This window comes from Kitasatospora sp. NPDC048365 (genome assembly GCF_043200835.1).
Lineage (GTDB): Bacteria > Actinomycetota > Actinomycetes > Streptomycetales > Streptomycetaceae > Kitasatospora > Kitasatospora terrestris.
The window spans coordinates 66,415-79,303 of sequence record NZ_JBICYJ010000019.1 but is presented as its reverse complement, the minus strand read 5'-3'; the positions used below and the strand labels follow the sequence as shown (position 1 = coordinate 79,303).

Genomic DNA, 12,889 nt, shown 5'->3' with positions numbered 1-12,889 from the left:
AATGCAGCAAAGGGAGACGTACCGCATGCCCGAGGCGATCATGCTGGTCGGTGGCAAGGGCACCAGGCTGCGCCCGCTGACCACCCACACGCCCAAGCCGATGCTGCCGGTCGCCGGGGTGCCGTTCATCGCGCACCAGCTGGCCCGCGCCGCCGCCGCCGGAGTCACCCGGGTCGTGCTGGCCACCTCCTACCTCGCCGAGGTCTTCGAGGACCACTTCCAGGACGGCAGCCCGTACGGCATCGAGCTGGTCTACCTCACCGAGAAGGAGCCGCTCGGCACCGGCGGCGCCATCCGCAACGCCGCCTCCGGCCTGACCTGCGGCCCCGACGAGCCGGTCCTGGTCTTCAACGGCGACATCCTCTCCGGCGTGGACATCGCCGCGCTGCGCGACAGCCACGTGGCCGGCGGCGCCGACGTCACCCTGCACCTCACCCGGGTCGAGGACCCACGCGCCTTCGGCCTGGTCCCGACCGACGAGGACGGGCGGGTGCTGGAGTTCCTGGAGAAGCCGGAGACCCCCGAGCAGATCGTCACCGACCAGATCAACGCGGGCTGCTACGTCTTCACCCGCTCGGTGATCGACACCATCCCGGCCGGCCGGGAGGTGTCCGTCGAGCGCGAGACCTTCCCCAAGCTGCTCGCCGAGGGCGCCCTGCTGCGCGGCGTGGTCGACACCTCGTACTGGCTGGACCTCGGCACGCCCGGCGCGTTCGTCCGCGGCTCCGCCGACCTGGTGCTCGGCAAGGTCGACTCCCCGGCCGTCCCCGGCCCGACCGGTGAGGCGCTGCTGCTGCCCGGTGCCCGGGTCGACCAGGGCGCCGTGCTCTCCAACGGCACCGTGGTCTCCGAGGACGCCACCGTGGCCGCCGGCGCCATCGTCGAGGGCAGCGTGATCCTCCCCGGCGCCGCGATCGGCCCGGACGCCTACGTGAAGGACTCGATCGTCGGCGCGTACGCCGTGGTCGGCGAACGCTGCTCGCTGGACGGCGCGGTGATCGGCGACGGCGCGGTGCTGGAGCCCGAGAACGAGCTGCCGCCCGGCCTGCGGATCGCCTGCGGCACCCTGCTGCCCACCGGCGCCGTCCGGCTCACCGCCGGCCCCGGCGGCTGCCCGGCCGGCACCACCGCCGCCGCCGCGGTGCACGCCCCGGCCGCCCGCGTCGGGAACTGACCCCGGCTCCCCGCCGGGGGCTCCCGGACGCCCTCCGGACGGCCTCCCGGGCCACCACCCGGCCCGCGTCACAGGACGGCTGCAATCGCGGCCCGGCACCGTGATCAACGGACGGACGGTCAGCGACAGCAGGTACCGTCGAAGCGTGGCTGGCAATCGAAACGACAACGGGCAGGGCGTCGACCCCCGACAGGGGTGGTCGACGCCCGGCGGGCAGACGCCGCAGTACGGCGGCCCGGCGGGGGAGCCCGAGTACTTCACCGCCCCGCAGCCGCCCTACCCGGCGGACGGCCCCGGCGACCAGCCGGGGCACACCCGTGCCTTCCCGATCGGGGGCCAGCCGTACGGCGGTCACCCGTACGGCGGCACCGAGCCCTACCAGCCGTACGAGGGCGACTACGGCTACCAGGGCGGCTACGACGCCGGGTACGACGGCGGCGGCCCCGAGCAGGACCCGCACGGCGGCTACCGGGGCGAGGACAACGTCGCCGTCTACCGGGCCGGCGGCCAGTCCGCACCGCACCAGGGCGGCCCCCGGCTGCCCTGGCGGGAGCTGCTGGTCGGGATGTACCGCGAGCCGAACCGGACCTTCGACCGGATGCGCGACCACCAGGCCTGGCTGCCCGCGCTCTGCGTCTCGCTGCTCTACGGCGTGCTCGCCGTCTTCGCGATCGGCTCCACCCGCGGGGACGTGGTCAACTCCACCTTCTCGGTCGCGGTCTGGGCGATCGTCGCCGCCGCGGTCGGCTTCAGCCTCGCCGGGGCGGTGCTCGGCGCCGTCACCTACGCGCTGGCCCGCCAGTTCGGCGGCGACGGGCCCTGGCAGTCCACCGTCGGCCTGGCCGTCCTGATCACCTGGACCACGGACGCGCCGCGGCTGCTGCTCGCGCTCTTCCTGCCGGTCACCAACCCGGTGGTGCAGGTGGTCGGCTGGGCGACCTGGCTGGCCTGCGCCGCCCTGCTGACCACCATGGTCCGCCGGGTGCACGACCTGCCCTGGGGCAAGGCGGCCGGGGCCGCCGCGGTGCAGCTGCTCGCGCTGCTGGTGCTGATCAAGCTGCCCACGCTGGGCTGAGCCGGCCGGCGCCCGGGCCGCGCGGCTCCGTCTGCGCGGCTCTCCGGCTTTCCGGCTGTACGGCCCCCGGGCTTCCCCGGCTGTCCGCATGCTGGGATTTTGTAGGCTGTGGTGTTCGACGCCGGGCGATCCCCGGCCGACCCTCGTGCTCCGGAGCCCCGCATGCCCCTGCCCACCACCCACGTCAGCTTCCCGGCCGGAGCGGTGACCGGCGAGTCGCCGATCCTCGCCGTGCACCGCCTCGCCGACGGCCGCAGCGCCGTGGTCACCGAGGCGACCCCGTTCCACCCGCTCGACCACACCTGGCCCGACCAGCCCGCCGACCTCGGCACGCTGACCGTGGACGGCACCGGCTACGCCGTCGTCGACTGCCTCACCGGCGGCGTCGGCCCGGACGGCGGCGACCCGCTGGTCGGCGCCGACATCCCGGTCCGCCGCGGCGACGAGGAGTGGTCCTGGCTGGTCCTGCACGTGGTCGAGGAGATCCCGGCCGACGTGGTCGGCAAGACCGCCGCACTCGCCGTGGACGCCGAGCGCCGGGGCCTGCTCTCCGCCTCGCACACCGGCTGCCACCTGCTCGCGCTCGCCCTCAACGCCGGGCTCGCCCCGCGCTGGCGCAAGGACCCGGGCCGCTCCGACGCCTTCGGCAGCCCCGACTTCGACAGCCTCGCGATGGACACCTCGGTGATGGACACCGAGGCCAGCACCGACACCTACCGGCTCGGCAAGTCGCTGCGCAAGAAGGGCTTCACCACCGACGCCACCGACGAGCTGCCCTCCCTCGCCGACGCACTGCCCGCCCTCACCGCGACCGTCAACGCCCAGCTCGCCGCCTGGGTCGCCGCCGACGCGGCCGTCCGCATCGAGGTCCCCGGCCCGGAGCTGACCGCCCGTCGCCGCTGGCACGCCGACCTCCCGGCCGGCCCCGCCGAGATCTTCTGCGGCGGCACCCACCTGCACCACCTCGGCGAACTCGCCGAGCTCCGCACCGAACTGCGGCTCTCCGAGGACGGCGCCGAACTGGTCGCCGTCACCCGCCCCAAGCGCGCCTGAGCGGCCTGGAACGCCCCCGCCGCGGCCCGTCGGCGGACACGCGCGAGGGCGGCCCGTCCCTGCCGGGACCGGGCCGCCCTCCGGTGCTTCTCGTCCGCGGTCGGTCAGACCTGGGTGCGGTGGAAGTTCAGGTGCGAACGCGAGGCCGTCGGGCCGCGCTGGCCCTGGTAGCGCGAGCCGTACCGCTCCGAGCCGTACGGGTGCTCGGCGGGCGAGCTCAGCCGGAACAGGCACAGCTGGCCGATCTTCATGCCCGGGTACAGCTTGATCGGCAGGGTCGCCACGTTCGACAGCTCCAGGGTCACGTGACCGCTGAAGCCCGGGTCGATGAAGCCGGCCGTCGAGTGCGTCAGCAGACCGAGCCGGCCGAGGCTCGACTTGCCCTCCAGGCGCGCCGCCACGTCGTCCGGCAGCGTGATCACCTCGTACGTCGAGGCCAGCACGAACTCGCCCGGGTGCAGGATGAACGCTTCGTCGCCCTCCGGCTCCACCAGCCGGGTCAGGTCCGACTGCTCCTCGGAGGGGTCGATGTACGGGTACCGGTGGTTCTCGAACACCCGGAAAAAACGGTCCAGCCGCACGTCGATGCTGGAGGGCTGGACCATCGCGGGCTCGAACGGGTCGATCACGACCCGGCCCTTGTCGATCTCGGTACGAATGTCCTTGTCAGAGAGCAGCACGCCCCCGAGGTTACGTGCAGCGGAGGGCCCCCGCCCAATCGCGGGGGCCCTCCGGAGCCCGTCCGAACCGTTCCGGGACGGCTCAGGCCAGCGACTCGACCGCTTCCAGCCGCAACGCGCGGGCCAGTTGGGCCCCGGACAGCTCAGCGACGTCCGCCGGCACCGAGTTCCGCAGCCGTCCGCACTGCGGGCAGCGGATCAGTCTCCCCGGCCCGAGCCGTCCCTCCAGGAGGTTCTGCATCGGAAACGTGGCGGTGCTGAACACGTGCCCCTCGGCACAACGAACGACGGTGCGCTGCTCCATCGGTCCCCTTTCCCCACACTCTTCCGCGGCCTGCGCCCAGGCGACAGCGTCACATTAGGGGATCTTCCGGACACGGTGCACAACGGCTCGCCGCCCCTCGCAGCACGCCCCAAACCGCTCCGGCGATGGGGTACAGTGGTGCTTGATCAGACCGTCTGTGACGGACTGTCAGATGCGGGCGTAGTTTAATGGTAGAACATGAGCTTCCCAAGCTTAGAGCGCGAGTTCGATTCTCGTCGCCCGCTCCACAGAGAAAACCCCAGGTCAATGACCTGGGGTTTCTTTGTTGTCTGAACCAATTCGGGGATCCCGTGCCCCCTGCGTGCCTTATGCCTCCGCCGGCGGGGGCGTGCCCCGGCCGATCCGGCGCGTGATCTCCGCGTCCATGCCGTCGGCGATCTTCTTGTCCCGCTCGCTGGTTGCGTGCTGGTAGATCAGCGCCGCCCGGACGGAGGCATGCCCCATGCGAGCCATCAGCTCCTTGAGACTGGCGCCGGTGGCGGCCGCCATGGTGTTGCCCGTGTGACGGAGGTCGTAGAAGCGGAAGTCCGGCATGCCTGCCTTGGCGCGTGCCTTGCGCCAGATCCGGCCGAAGCTGGTCCGGCGGAACGGGGCGCCCTTCTCACCCACGAAGACGAGTCCGTCCGACTCCCTCTCGGCGAACAGCTCCAGGTGCATCCGGACGTCCGGCAGCACGGCCGCCGGGATCGTGATGATCCGCTTGCCCGCCTCGGTCTTGGTCTCGCCGAGGGCCCGCCGGCCGGTGTTCAGCTCCGGGGCAGCGAGACGGATCCGGACTGTCTCGGCGACCAGGTCGAAGTCCGGCCGCCGCAGCTCGGCCAACTCCTCGGGGCGGAGCGTCGTGAAGGCGCCGAGCAGCACCATCAGACGCCAGCGAGGCCCCACCAGCTCGGCCAGCTCGTAGACCTGCTCGACGGTGGCGATCCCTCGTTCCGCAGCGGACTCCTTGCCAGCCCCCTTGATCCGGCACGGGTTGCGGCGGATCAGTTCATCGTCGGTGGCGGTCGCCATAACAGCCTTGAGCAGGCGGTACGCCTTCGCCGTGGTCGTGGGCTTGCCGGTCGCCAGCAGCGCGGCCCGCCAGGTCCGGATGCGCGGCGACGTGATCTCGTCCAAGTCCCACTCGCCGAAGGTGGGCACGAGGTGCAGCCGCAGCAGCCTCCGGTACAGCTCCTCTGTGGTCGGCATCAGCCCGCGCTCGGTGATCCATGCCTCGGCGTACTCGGTGAAGTTGACCGCGCCGGCGTCCGGGTCGCGCCAGTCCTTCTTGCGGATCGCGGTCTGCATCTCGGCGAGCCAGTCATCGGCGTCCGCCTTGGTCTCGAACGTCTCCGGAGCCGGGCGGAGCAGGCCGTCCGGACCGAGGTACCGAGCCTGGAAGCGGCCCGACGGGAGCTTCCGGATCCGGCCGAACTGCCGGCGCTTGCCCGCCATCAGGCCACCGCCCGCAGTCGACGGGTCCGGCGGGTGACCGGCTGGACGGTGTTGGCCGCGATGAAGTCGGCGAGGGCCGCCGCGGGGATGCGGACGTGCCGGCCGACCTTGACGAAGGCGATGCGGCGTTCGGCGACGAGCCGACGGGGGAAGCGCTCCCCGCTGGTCTCCCAGGTGCCGAGGTGTTCGGCGACTTCCTTGACCGTCAGCAGTCGGTCCATGCCATCTCCTCCCCTTCTCGCGCGAGTTGCGCGTTCATCTCCTGTCGGTCGGTGGTGCGGCGTTCGTGCAGCTCGCGGGCGATGCTGGCGGCGAGCAGGGATTCACCGGGCGAGTTGCCCGATCCGGCGAAGACCCAGTGGGCGAGGACGAGGGTGTCTGTGTCGGGCAGTTCGTCCAGGTCGGGATGGCCGGCGGCGAGGAGGCGTTCGCGGAGTGCGGTGCGGGCCTCGGTGGCGCGGTAGTCGGCGCGGACCTGGCGGAGCGCGCTGAGGGTGGTCGAGTAGGTGGGGGACTTGCTGGAGAAGTGGCCGCGGAAGCCGAGCATGTGTGACCAGTGGGCCAGCAGTCGGCCCCGGTAGAGCGGGTCGAGGTCCCAGCATGCTTCGATCAGGCGGCGCGTGTGGTCGGGGAGTTGGTGGCGGTCGAGTTCGCGGCGTTCGAGGATGCGGCGGTCCACGGTCTCGGTGGCCTCGGCCGACTTGGTGGCGTATTTGGCGACGTAGGAGGCGACGGCCTGTTCGGTGATCTCACCGTTCGCGAAGCCTTTGATGGGTCGGACGTCGACCTGGTCGCCCCAGCCCAGGACGCGGGCGGGCAGGTGGCCGGCGGCGGCGAGGGGGACGGTGGCGCGGTCGGTGGCGGAGCGGATCGCGGCGTCCAGCAGGCTCACGGTTGCCCAGGCCGGGGGCGGGGAGTCGGGGCCGGTGGGGCCGTCGATGCGAATGACGGCGTGGAAGTGGACGGCGCCTCGGCGCTGGTACTCGGCGACCTTGCCGAAGGAGATCTTCGCCTGCTCCTTGAGCTCGTACTGGTAGAGCCCGGCCATCTTCGCCAGTGTGCGGAACAGGTAGATCGTGAAGCGGCGCCACAGGTCGGGGGCGTGGTTGTTCCAGAGCACGGCGTGGGCGTAGTCGTAGCGGTCGGGGTTGAGCGGGGTGCCGAGGATCGGGGAGTCGGCCGGGTGCTGGGTGCCGCAGTGGCAGCGGCCCTTGTCGGGGCGGTTGTGGACCGGGCCGAAGGACGGGGCGGTGAGGGTGGCGAAGACCCGGGGGTGGGAGCGGACGGTGGCCGGGACGCCCTTGGTGTCGTCTCCGGCGAGGCCGGCGCGGATGAGGTGGAAGGTATCGGCGGAGTAGGTGCGGGCGCAGGAGGTGCAGCGGGAGGCCCGGCGGTTGCCGCAGGCGACCTTGAGGCGGTGGCCGGGTTCGTGCCAGGTCGAGTAGCGGTGCAGCACGTTGCCGGTCGGGACGTGGGTGAGGGTGCGGAAGCCGGACAGGTGGATCGGGTTCGAGCAGCCTCCGGTGCGGACGATCTGTTCGCGGAGCTTGGGCAGGTCGCCGCGGGAGGCGAGGCGGGCGAGGTCGGCGACAGCCAGGCGCTCCAGGTCGGGCGCCGGGGCGGTGGTGCGGGGCACGGGCGGTTCCCTCCGACAGGGGCCCCGGAGTGCCGGCGGGTGGCCGGGGGCTCCGGGGCGGGCGGTCGTCTGGCCGGTCAGGCGCTCTTGGCGGTAGCCAGGGGGCGGGCGATGACGCCGAGGCCGTGGCAGGTGAGGCAGTTGACCGGGATGGTGTGGCGGGAGCCATCGGGGAGGTGGTTTCCGGTGGCGATGGCTACGCGGGCGAAGCCGTCGCAGTTCGGGCAGATCCGGGCGTGGCGGTGGGGCTGCGGGGGCATCATGAAGGTCTCCTTCGTGGGCTTCGGTTCGGGAAGGGGTTGCAGTCCTCGGGGCGGTGGGATGCTTGGCGGCTTTTGCCGCCCCGGGGACGGTCTTGCGGAGATCGCGGCCGGTGGGACTGTCGGTGTGCGCGGCTACCCTGCGGGCGTGCGGTCGGCTTCCGGGGAGTCCAGCTCCGTAAAGCGGCCGGCCTCCCTGGTTCTGTCTGGGGGCGGCACGGGTAGCGCCCGTGACCTAACCGACGGCCAGGCCTAGTAGAGGGCTAAGAGTGAGTCCCGCCAGCGCCGACCGCACACCTCACCGGCGACGCGAGGTCCGGCTTCCGGGCTTGTGGGCGTACATGTCGCGGTCGGCCGCCGACAGGGCCTCGGTGAGCAGGAGCGCGGCCGGGTGTGAGATGCCGACGGATGCGCTGACGTCGAGGACCAGGCCGCCGAGTTCAACCGGCTGGCGAAGAGCCGCGGTAAGGCCGGGGAGCCGGTGGGTGGCGTCGAGGGCAACGGCTGCGAACTCGTCCCCACCGAGTCGGGCGACCAGTCCGGACGGCCCGCACCAGTCGGTGAGGCGGTCGGCGGTGGCCTTGAGGACGGCGTCTCCGGTGGCGTGGCCGTGGGTGTCGTTGATTGCCTTGAAGTCGTCCAGGTCGATCAGGAGGACGGTGGTCCGGTCGGGGTGGGAGCGGATGAGGCGTTCGGCGCGGGTGGTGAAGCCGTCGCGGGTGAGGAGCCCGGTGAGTGGGTCGCGGCGGGCGGTGGCCAGGCGGCGGGCGAGGTAGGTGCCGTGGGTGGTCCAGCCGAGGAGCGGCAGGCTGGCGGCGAGTATCGGGGCGAGGTCCACGGTGCGAGTCCTTCCGGGTGGGCTGCGGGGCCTCGGGGCGGCGGGATGCTTGGCGGCTTGACCGCCCGGGAGGCTCGGTCAGATGCCGAGGGACAGTGCGCGGGCAGACGCCCGGTCGAGCAGGTGGTGCACGTCGGCCTGACGGGTAGTCGGGTCGTCGTTGTAGGCGTCGGGGGAGGGCACGGGGCGTCCGGTGGCGTGGAGGACTTCCATCACCTGGACACGGGCGCGGACGACGGTGGTCGGGGTGCCGTAGCCGTGGGCGAGGACGGCGGCCTGGGCACCGAGGAGACAGACGCGGCCGGCGGAGTCCCACAGCCGTCCCTGGGTCCAGCCGAACGCAGTCATGTACCGGTTGGCGAGGGCCAGGTGGTCGGCGACCGTGACCGCCAGCGGGCGGGCCGGGCGGTGGGCGATGCGGTCGAGGAGCGTCGGGCGGGGCAGCTGAAAGCCCGCGTTCCAGGCCTGGACGGTGCTGCCGTGCGGGCAGACGTACGGGACGGCGGGCCGGGCGGTGGCCGGCAGGGTGGCGAGGTAGGCCTCGATCTCGGCGACCAGGGCGGCGCCCTCGGGGGTCAGCGCGAGGACGCCCGGGAGGACGAGGGCGGTGGTCATCGCCGGTCCTGCTGGGTGCCGTTGACGACCTCGACGCCGGTGCGGGTGGCGCCGTCGATCACCGGGGCGATGAACGTGCTGGCGAGGTAGAAGCCGAACAGGCCGATCACGACGGCGACCCAGAGACGGACGCCGAGGAAGCGAACGACGGCCCAGGCGAGGATCCCGAGGACGAGGACCAGGGGCAGGGTGATGGTCATGGCGGAGCTCTCCTGTCAGCGGACGGCGCAGCGGTGGGTGCGGGCGGCGATCTCGGCGGCGGGGCGGCTGTCGTAGTCCGCGGAGAAGCCGCAGCGCGGGGCGGTGCAGACGGCGGTGTGGCGTTCGCGGCCGCGGCCGTCGTAGTAGGTGGCGACCTGGACGGGGCCGATGCGGGAGACGTTGCGGGGGCGGATCGGGCGGGGCATGGGCTGACCTCCTGTCAGGCGAGCTGTGCAGTGATCGCGGTGGCGAAGTGCGGCGGGACGCCAAGGCGGGCGCGCAGGGTGTCCGCGTCGATCGGCTCACCGGTGCGGGTCTGGTGGTCGGCGGCGACCTTGCGGGCGTGGTCGAGCAGGGCGGCGGGTACCGCGATGGCCGGCGGCTCCGGGGCCGGTTCCGGTGCGGCCGGTTCCACCAGGTCCAGGGCTTCCGGGGGCTCGTACAGCGGGAGGTCGACCTCGGGGCTGTCGTCCTGGACGTGCGCGGTGGTGGTGTGGGCGAGGAGCGTGCCGCCGAAGAAGGCCAGGGCGGGCCATCCGGCGACCAGGATCCGCAGCCACGAGGGCACGTGGGTCAGGTTGAGGAGTCCGGCGGTGGCGACGTTGGCGCCGAGTGAGGCGGTCAGGGCGATGCCGAACCAGGTCCAGGCGGAAGCCGCGGGGCGGTGGGCGGTGCGCAGGGTCCGCATGCGGCGCCACGCAGCGACCAGCAGCAGGTCCACGGAGACCGGGTAGGCCCAGGCCTTCCAGCCGTGTTGTCCGGCGGCTTCGGCCAGGTCGTGGAGGTGGGCGAAGGACAGGGCACCGGCGATGGCGGCTTGGACGAGGACGGCGTCCGGGCGCGGGAGGCGCATGGGCCGTTCCTTCCTTGTCAGAACGGTTGGCCGTTGGGGCATGACGGGGTAGGGACGTGGCGCGAGTGCGCCGGGCGGGTGAAGTCGGGTGCTACTCGCTGGCCGGGTTCGGGACGAGCCCGGGAGACACGGAGGGCTTCGCCGGGATCACGACGGCCGGCGGGACGTGCGGCCGGAACTGGTCGAGCGCGGGCAGGTCAGGCACCAGGTGGGCGGTGCGGCGGCAGACGGCGGCGGCCTCGGCCAGGGACAGATCAGGGGTGCGGATCCGGGACCAGCCTCCGGAGGTGTCTCCGGCGACCGCGACGCCTGGCATCTCCGGGGCGATCTGAGTCGAGGCGAGGACGGCCTCCGGGGAGATGTCGCCCAGCCCCATCTCGGCGGTGGCCTTGTCGTTGACCCGGTGGACCACGCGGCCGGTGAGCTGGGCGCGGAGCATGGTCGCGCCACGTCCGAGTTCGGCGCCGAAGCGCTGCCCGCACACCTCCAGGTACATGCCGGCGGCGCGGCCGAGCTGGGCGAGGCGGATCAGCTGGGTGACCATGTGGTCCCGGCGTTCCTCGTGCTTGCGGGTGGCGACGAGGAAGAGTTCCGCGACCTCGTCCACGATCAGGATCAGCGGCACCGGTCGAAGCTTCGCGGGCAGGCCCCAGATGTCGGAAGTGATCTCCTCGTCCGCGACCGTGCGCGGCAGCCCCTGGTAGTCGCGAATCCGGTCGTACCGGTCCTCCAACTCGGCCACCAGGGCGTCCAGGAGGTCCCGGGCCATGTCCGGGTCGGTGGCCAGAGCCGACAAGCGAGGGGCGAACGGGGCCTGTTCGACGCCCCGCTTGCAGTCGATCCCGGCGATCGCGACCGGCAGCTTGGCCAGGCCGGTGACCAGGTTGCGGACGTAGACGGACTTGCCGCTGCCCGGAGCACCGAGCGTCATCGCGTGCGGCACGGCCTGGTAGTCGCGGACATACGCGGTCCCGTCCTCCCGCATCGCCACCGGCACCACCAGGTGACCGGACGGCACCCGGCGCGGCATCCGCACCTGACGCAGGACATCGAAGCCGGTCATCCGCAGCTCCACGACACCGGGCTTGATCTCCGCGACGTGCACGGAGTGGACACCCCACGCGTGCCGCAGACGCTCGGCGGAAGCCGCCACGTCAGCCGGTTCCTGGCCGGGAGCGAGCCGAAGCCGCACCCGCATCCCGGTCGACGTCGGACGGACCCGGCGGATACGCGGCGGCACCGGCCGGATCTCCCGGCGGGTCGTCGCCCGGGTCACCAGCACCCGCAGCCGCGACGGCGCCACGGTCAGCCCGCACGCGTCCATCGTGCTGCCGTACGTCGCCGCGAACCGCACAGCGGCAGCCGGGAGACCGACCGTCGACCAGTACACCGCCGGAGCCTTCACCCGGGTGTACGCAGCAGTCCCCACGAGAGCGGCGAGCGAGCCGCCGACCTCGGCGAGAAGCAGTTCCCCCGACACGGTGATCAGCCCTGGACCGGCACGAGGGAGGTGACCGCCGCAGCGCGGAACGAAATGCCGTGCCGCTTCTGCCCGTTGAACTCGTTCTCCCAGTCCCGCGCCTTGAGCCCGGTCAGTGCGACCGGCATCCCGACCGCCAGCCCCTCGGACACTCCGGTCTCCGGCACCGACACGGTGTAGAGGTTCGCCTCACCCTCGTCCGCGATGGTCAGCCCCACGGTCACCAGCCGGGCGCCGGTCTCCCGGTCGATGGCGATCTCGCCCGTCTGCCGGTTGGCAACCTTCGGCGCCGGCGGAACGGCGACGAACACGAACGCGGTGGACGTGTCGACCTTGAACACAGCCATGACGGCCTCTCCTCTAAATGAGGTGACCTCCTGCACTCATGTACAGGAGTGATGACTAGAAGAGTGCCCGACTCCTGTATATGAGTCAACCCGCCTAGGCCTGAAAGCCCAGACGGGTTGCGGAATATGATGTTCCGTCAGTCCTTGGCGGGGAAGCGGTAGTCAAGAACGAACTGATCAGCGGCCATGACGGTGTCGCAGACCTCGACCACGCGCCCTTCGGTGGTGATCGCGTCGCGGACCAGGTGGATCACGGGTGAGCCGGGGCTGAGGGCCAGCGCGGCGGTCTCAGGCTTGGTTGCCAGGCGGGCCCGAACGGTCTCGGTGAACTCTGCGAGCTGCTGGCCGCGCTCTTCGAGCCGGGCGTAGATGCCGCCGCCGCCCGGGTTCTCGGCGAACATCTCGGGGATGTCCTTCACCACGTCCCACGGCAGGTAGGAAGTCGCTTCCTCCGTCGGCACGCCGTCCCGGAAGTACCGGCGCTTGCGAGCCAGCACTTGGGCGCCGGCGGGAACGTTCAGCCGCTCGGCGATGTCGGCAGGGGCCTCGGTGGGCCCGACGAACAGCACGGTGACGGACGGCGTCCCACCGGAAACCTCAGCCTCGGCCAGGTAGGCCGCCTTGCCGGCCATCCGGTGTGCGCGGCGGAAACGGTCCGAGGACTTGCGCTGCACCGGTGGGCGAGAACGCACGAAGGACCCGCGGCCGTGGTGGGTCTCGATCAGCTGCGAGGTCCGCAGCTCAGCAATCGCCTTGCGCACTGTCCCGGAGGCAACGCCGTACCGCTGCATGAGTTCGGCCTCACTGGGGACCGCCGAGCCGGGGGCCAGGGCACCTGACTTGATTTGCGCGGCGAGATCATCAGCAATCTGCAGATACTTCGCCTTGGCCGAGGAGGCCACCTCGTTGCTCGCCATA

Annotated in this window: 16 protein-coding genes, 1 tRNA gene and 1 pseudogene; 4 read left to right on the top strand and 14 right to left on the bottom strand. The window is 72.2% G+C overall.

Features of this window, described 5'->3' with window-relative positions; translation table 11 throughout:
* Window positions 1-25: 25 nt before the first annotated feature.
* The 3 genes and pseudogenes from ACGFX4_RS20665 to ACGFX4_RS20655 form a co-directional block, all read left to right on the top strand.
* Window positions 26-1,099, top strand: a pseudogene (locus ACGFX4_RS20665) (sugar phosphate nucleotidyltransferase); the annotation flags it as partial.
* 220 nt (window positions 1,100-1,319) lie between these two features.
* Complete coding sequence (locus ACGFX4_RS20660; protein ID WP_393076259.1) at window positions 1,320-2,249, top strand: Yip1 family protein; 930 nt, start codon at window positions 1,320-1,322, stop codon at window positions 2,247-2,249.
* A gap of 162 nt (window positions 2,250-2,411) precedes the next feature.
* Window positions 2,412-3,302: a metal-dependent hydrolase gene (locus ACGFX4_RS20655; RefSeq protein ID WP_393076256.1), complete on the top strand. Its 891-nt coding sequence runs from the start codon at window positions 2,412-2,414 to the stop codon at window positions 3,300-3,302.
* Between the two features lie 104 nt (window positions 3,303-3,406).
* On the opposite strand, the gene dcd is transcribed toward ACGFX4_RS20655, so the two are convergent.
* Together dcd and ACGFX4_RS20645 are read right to left on the bottom strand one after the other, a co-directional pair.
* Window positions 3,407-3,982 carry a dCTP deaminase gene (dcd, locus tag ACGFX4_RS20650; RefSeq protein WP_345698081.1) on the bottom strand — a complete coding sequence of 192 codons (576 nt, stop codon included), beginning with the start codon at window positions 3,980-3,982 and terminating at the stop codon, window positions 3,407-3,409.
* 82 nt (window positions 3,983-4,064) lie between these two features.
* Window positions 4,065-4,286, bottom strand: a complete 222-nt coding sequence (locus ACGFX4_RS20645; protein ID WP_393076252.1) for a hypothetical protein — start codon at window positions 4,284-4,286, stop codon at window positions 4,065-4,067.
* A gap of 174 nt (window positions 4,287-4,460) precedes the next feature.
* Between ACGFX4_RS20645 and ACGFX4_RS20640 the strand changes: the two genes are divergently transcribed.
* Window positions 4,461-4,534 (top strand) — tRNA-Gly (locus tag ACGFX4_RS20640).
* Window positions 4,535-4,613: 79 nt separating this feature from the next.
* Here ACGFX4_RS20640 and ACGFX4_RS20635 read toward each other — a convergent pair.
* The 12 genes from ACGFX4_RS20635 to ACGFX4_RS20580 form a co-directional block, all read right to left on the bottom strand.
* Window positions 4,614-5,741 (bottom strand): tyrosine-type recombinase/integrase, encoded by a 1,128-nt coding sequence (locus ACGFX4_RS20635; protein ID WP_393076250.1) that lies wholly within the window; start codon window positions 5,739-5,741, stop codon window positions 4,614-4,616.
* Window positions 5,741-5,962, bottom strand: a complete 222-nt coding sequence (locus ACGFX4_RS20630) for an excisionase family DNA-binding protein (RefSeq protein WP_345698078.1) — start codon at window positions 5,960-5,962, stop codon at window positions 5,741-5,743. Before ACGFX4_RS20630 ends, ACGFX4_RS20635 begins: the two co-directional genes overlap by 1 nt.
* A complete protein-coding gene (locus ACGFX4_RS20625) occupies window positions 5,947-7,377 on the bottom strand; it encodes a replication initiator (RefSeq protein WP_393076246.1) in 1,431 nt (476 codons plus the stop codon). Before ACGFX4_RS20625 ends, ACGFX4_RS20630 begins: the two co-directional genes overlap by 16 nt.
* 77 nt (window positions 7,378-7,454) lie before the next feature.
* The gene (locus ACGFX4_RS20620) at window positions 7,455-7,640 is read right to left on the bottom strand and encodes a hypothetical protein (RefSeq protein ID WP_393076244.1); all 186 of its coding nucleotides are present in this window, start codon (window positions 7,638-7,640) and stop codon (window positions 7,455-7,457) included.
* 295 nt (window positions 7,641-7,935) lie between these two features.
* Window positions 7,936-8,475 (bottom strand): GGDEF domain-containing protein, encoded by a 540-nt coding sequence (locus tag ACGFX4_RS20615; protein ID WP_393076241.1) that lies wholly within the window; start codon window positions 8,473-8,475, stop codon window positions 7,936-7,938.
* A 78-nt stretch (window positions 8,476-8,553) separates the two neighbouring features.
* Window positions 8,554-9,090, bottom strand: coding sequence for a hypothetical protein (locus tag ACGFX4_RS20610; RefSeq protein WP_393076238.1), 537 nt, complete (start codon window positions 9,088-9,090; stop codon window positions 8,554-8,556).
* Complete coding sequence (locus tag ACGFX4_RS20605) at window positions 9,087-9,290, bottom strand: hypothetical protein (RefSeq protein WP_393076235.1); 204 nt, start codon at window positions 9,288-9,290, stop codon at window positions 9,087-9,089. The genes ACGFX4_RS20610 and ACGFX4_RS20605 overlap by 4 nt, the downstream gene beginning before the upstream one ends.
* A 15-nt stretch (window positions 9,291-9,305) precedes the next feature.
* Complete coding sequence (locus ACGFX4_RS20600; RefSeq protein ID WP_393076232.1) at window positions 9,306-9,497, bottom strand: mobile element transfer protein; 192 nt, start codon at window positions 9,495-9,497, stop codon at window positions 9,306-9,308.
* Window positions 9,498-9,511: 14 nt separating this feature from the next.
* On the bottom strand, window positions 9,512-10,144 hold the full coding sequence (locus tag ACGFX4_RS20595; RefSeq protein ID WP_393076229.1) for a DUF2637 domain-containing protein: 633 nt from the start codon (window positions 10,142-10,144) through the stop codon (window positions 9,512-9,514).
* Between the two features lie 91 nt (window positions 10,145-10,235).
* Window positions 10,236-11,624 carry an FtsK/SpoIIIE domain-containing protein gene (locus tag ACGFX4_RS20590; protein WP_393076226.1) on the bottom strand — a complete coding sequence of 463 codons (1,389 nt, stop codon included), beginning with the start codon at window positions 11,622-11,624 and terminating at the stop codon, window positions 10,236-10,238.
* Between the two features lie 5 nt (window positions 11,625-11,629).
* Window positions 11,630-11,971, bottom strand: coding sequence for a hypothetical protein (locus tag ACGFX4_RS20585; protein ID WP_393076223.1), 342 nt, complete (start codon window positions 11,969-11,971; stop codon window positions 11,630-11,632).
* Window positions 11,972-12,108: 137 nt separating this feature from the next.
* Window positions 12,109-12,888, bottom strand: coding sequence for a GntR family transcriptional regulator (locus tag ACGFX4_RS20580; RefSeq protein WP_393076220.1), 780 nt, complete (start codon window positions 12,886-12,888; stop codon window positions 12,109-12,111).
* Window position 12,889: the final 1 nt, after the last annotated feature.

Bases quoted from the DNA above. Each gene is read 5' to 3' on its own strand.
- ACGFX4_RS20655 (WP_393076256.1), top strand. From the start codon at position 2,412: ATGCCCCTGCCCACCACCCACGTCAGCTTCCCGGCCGGAGCGGTGACC.
- ACGFX4_RS20645 (WP_393076252.1), bottom strand. From the start codon at position 4,286: ATGGAGCAGCGCACCGTCGTTCGTTGTGCCGAGGGGCACGTGTTCAGC.
- ACGFX4_RS20635 (WP_393076250.1), bottom strand. From the start codon at position 5,741: ATGGCGGGCAAGCGCCGGCAGTTCGGCCGGATCCGGAAGCTCCCGTCG.
- ACGFX4_RS20630 (WP_345698078.1), bottom strand. From the start codon at position 5,962: ATGGACCGACTGCTGACGGTCAAGGAAGTCGCCGAACACCTCGGCACC.
- ACGFX4_RS20620 (WP_393076244.1), bottom strand. From the start codon at position 7,640: ATGATGCCCCCGCAGCCCCACCGCCACGCCCGGATCTGCCCGAACTGC.
- ACGFX4_RS20610 (WP_393076238.1), bottom strand. From the start codon at position 9,090: ATGACCACCGCCCTCGTCCTCCCGGGCGTCCTCGCGCTGACCCCCGAG.
- ACGFX4_RS20605 (WP_393076235.1), bottom strand. From the start codon at position 9,290: ATGACCATCACCCTGCCCCTGGTCCTCGTCCTCGGGATCCTCGCCTGG.
- ACGFX4_RS20600 (WP_393076232.1), bottom strand. From the start codon at position 9,497: ATGCCCCGCCCGATCCGCCCCCGCAACGTCTCCCGCATCGGCCCCGTC.
- ACGFX4_RS20595 (WP_393076229.1), bottom strand. From the start codon at position 10,144: ATGCGCCTCCCGCGCCCGGACGCCGTCCTCGTCCAAGCCGCCATCGCC.
- ACGFX4_RS20585 (WP_393076223.1), bottom strand. From the start codon at position 11,971: ATGGCTGTGTTCAAGGTCGACACGTCCACCGCGTTCGTGTTCGTCGCC.
- ACGFX4_RS20580 (WP_393076220.1), bottom strand. From the start codon at position 12,888: ATGGCGAGCAACGAGGTGGCCTCCTCGGCCAAGGCGAAGTATCTGCAG.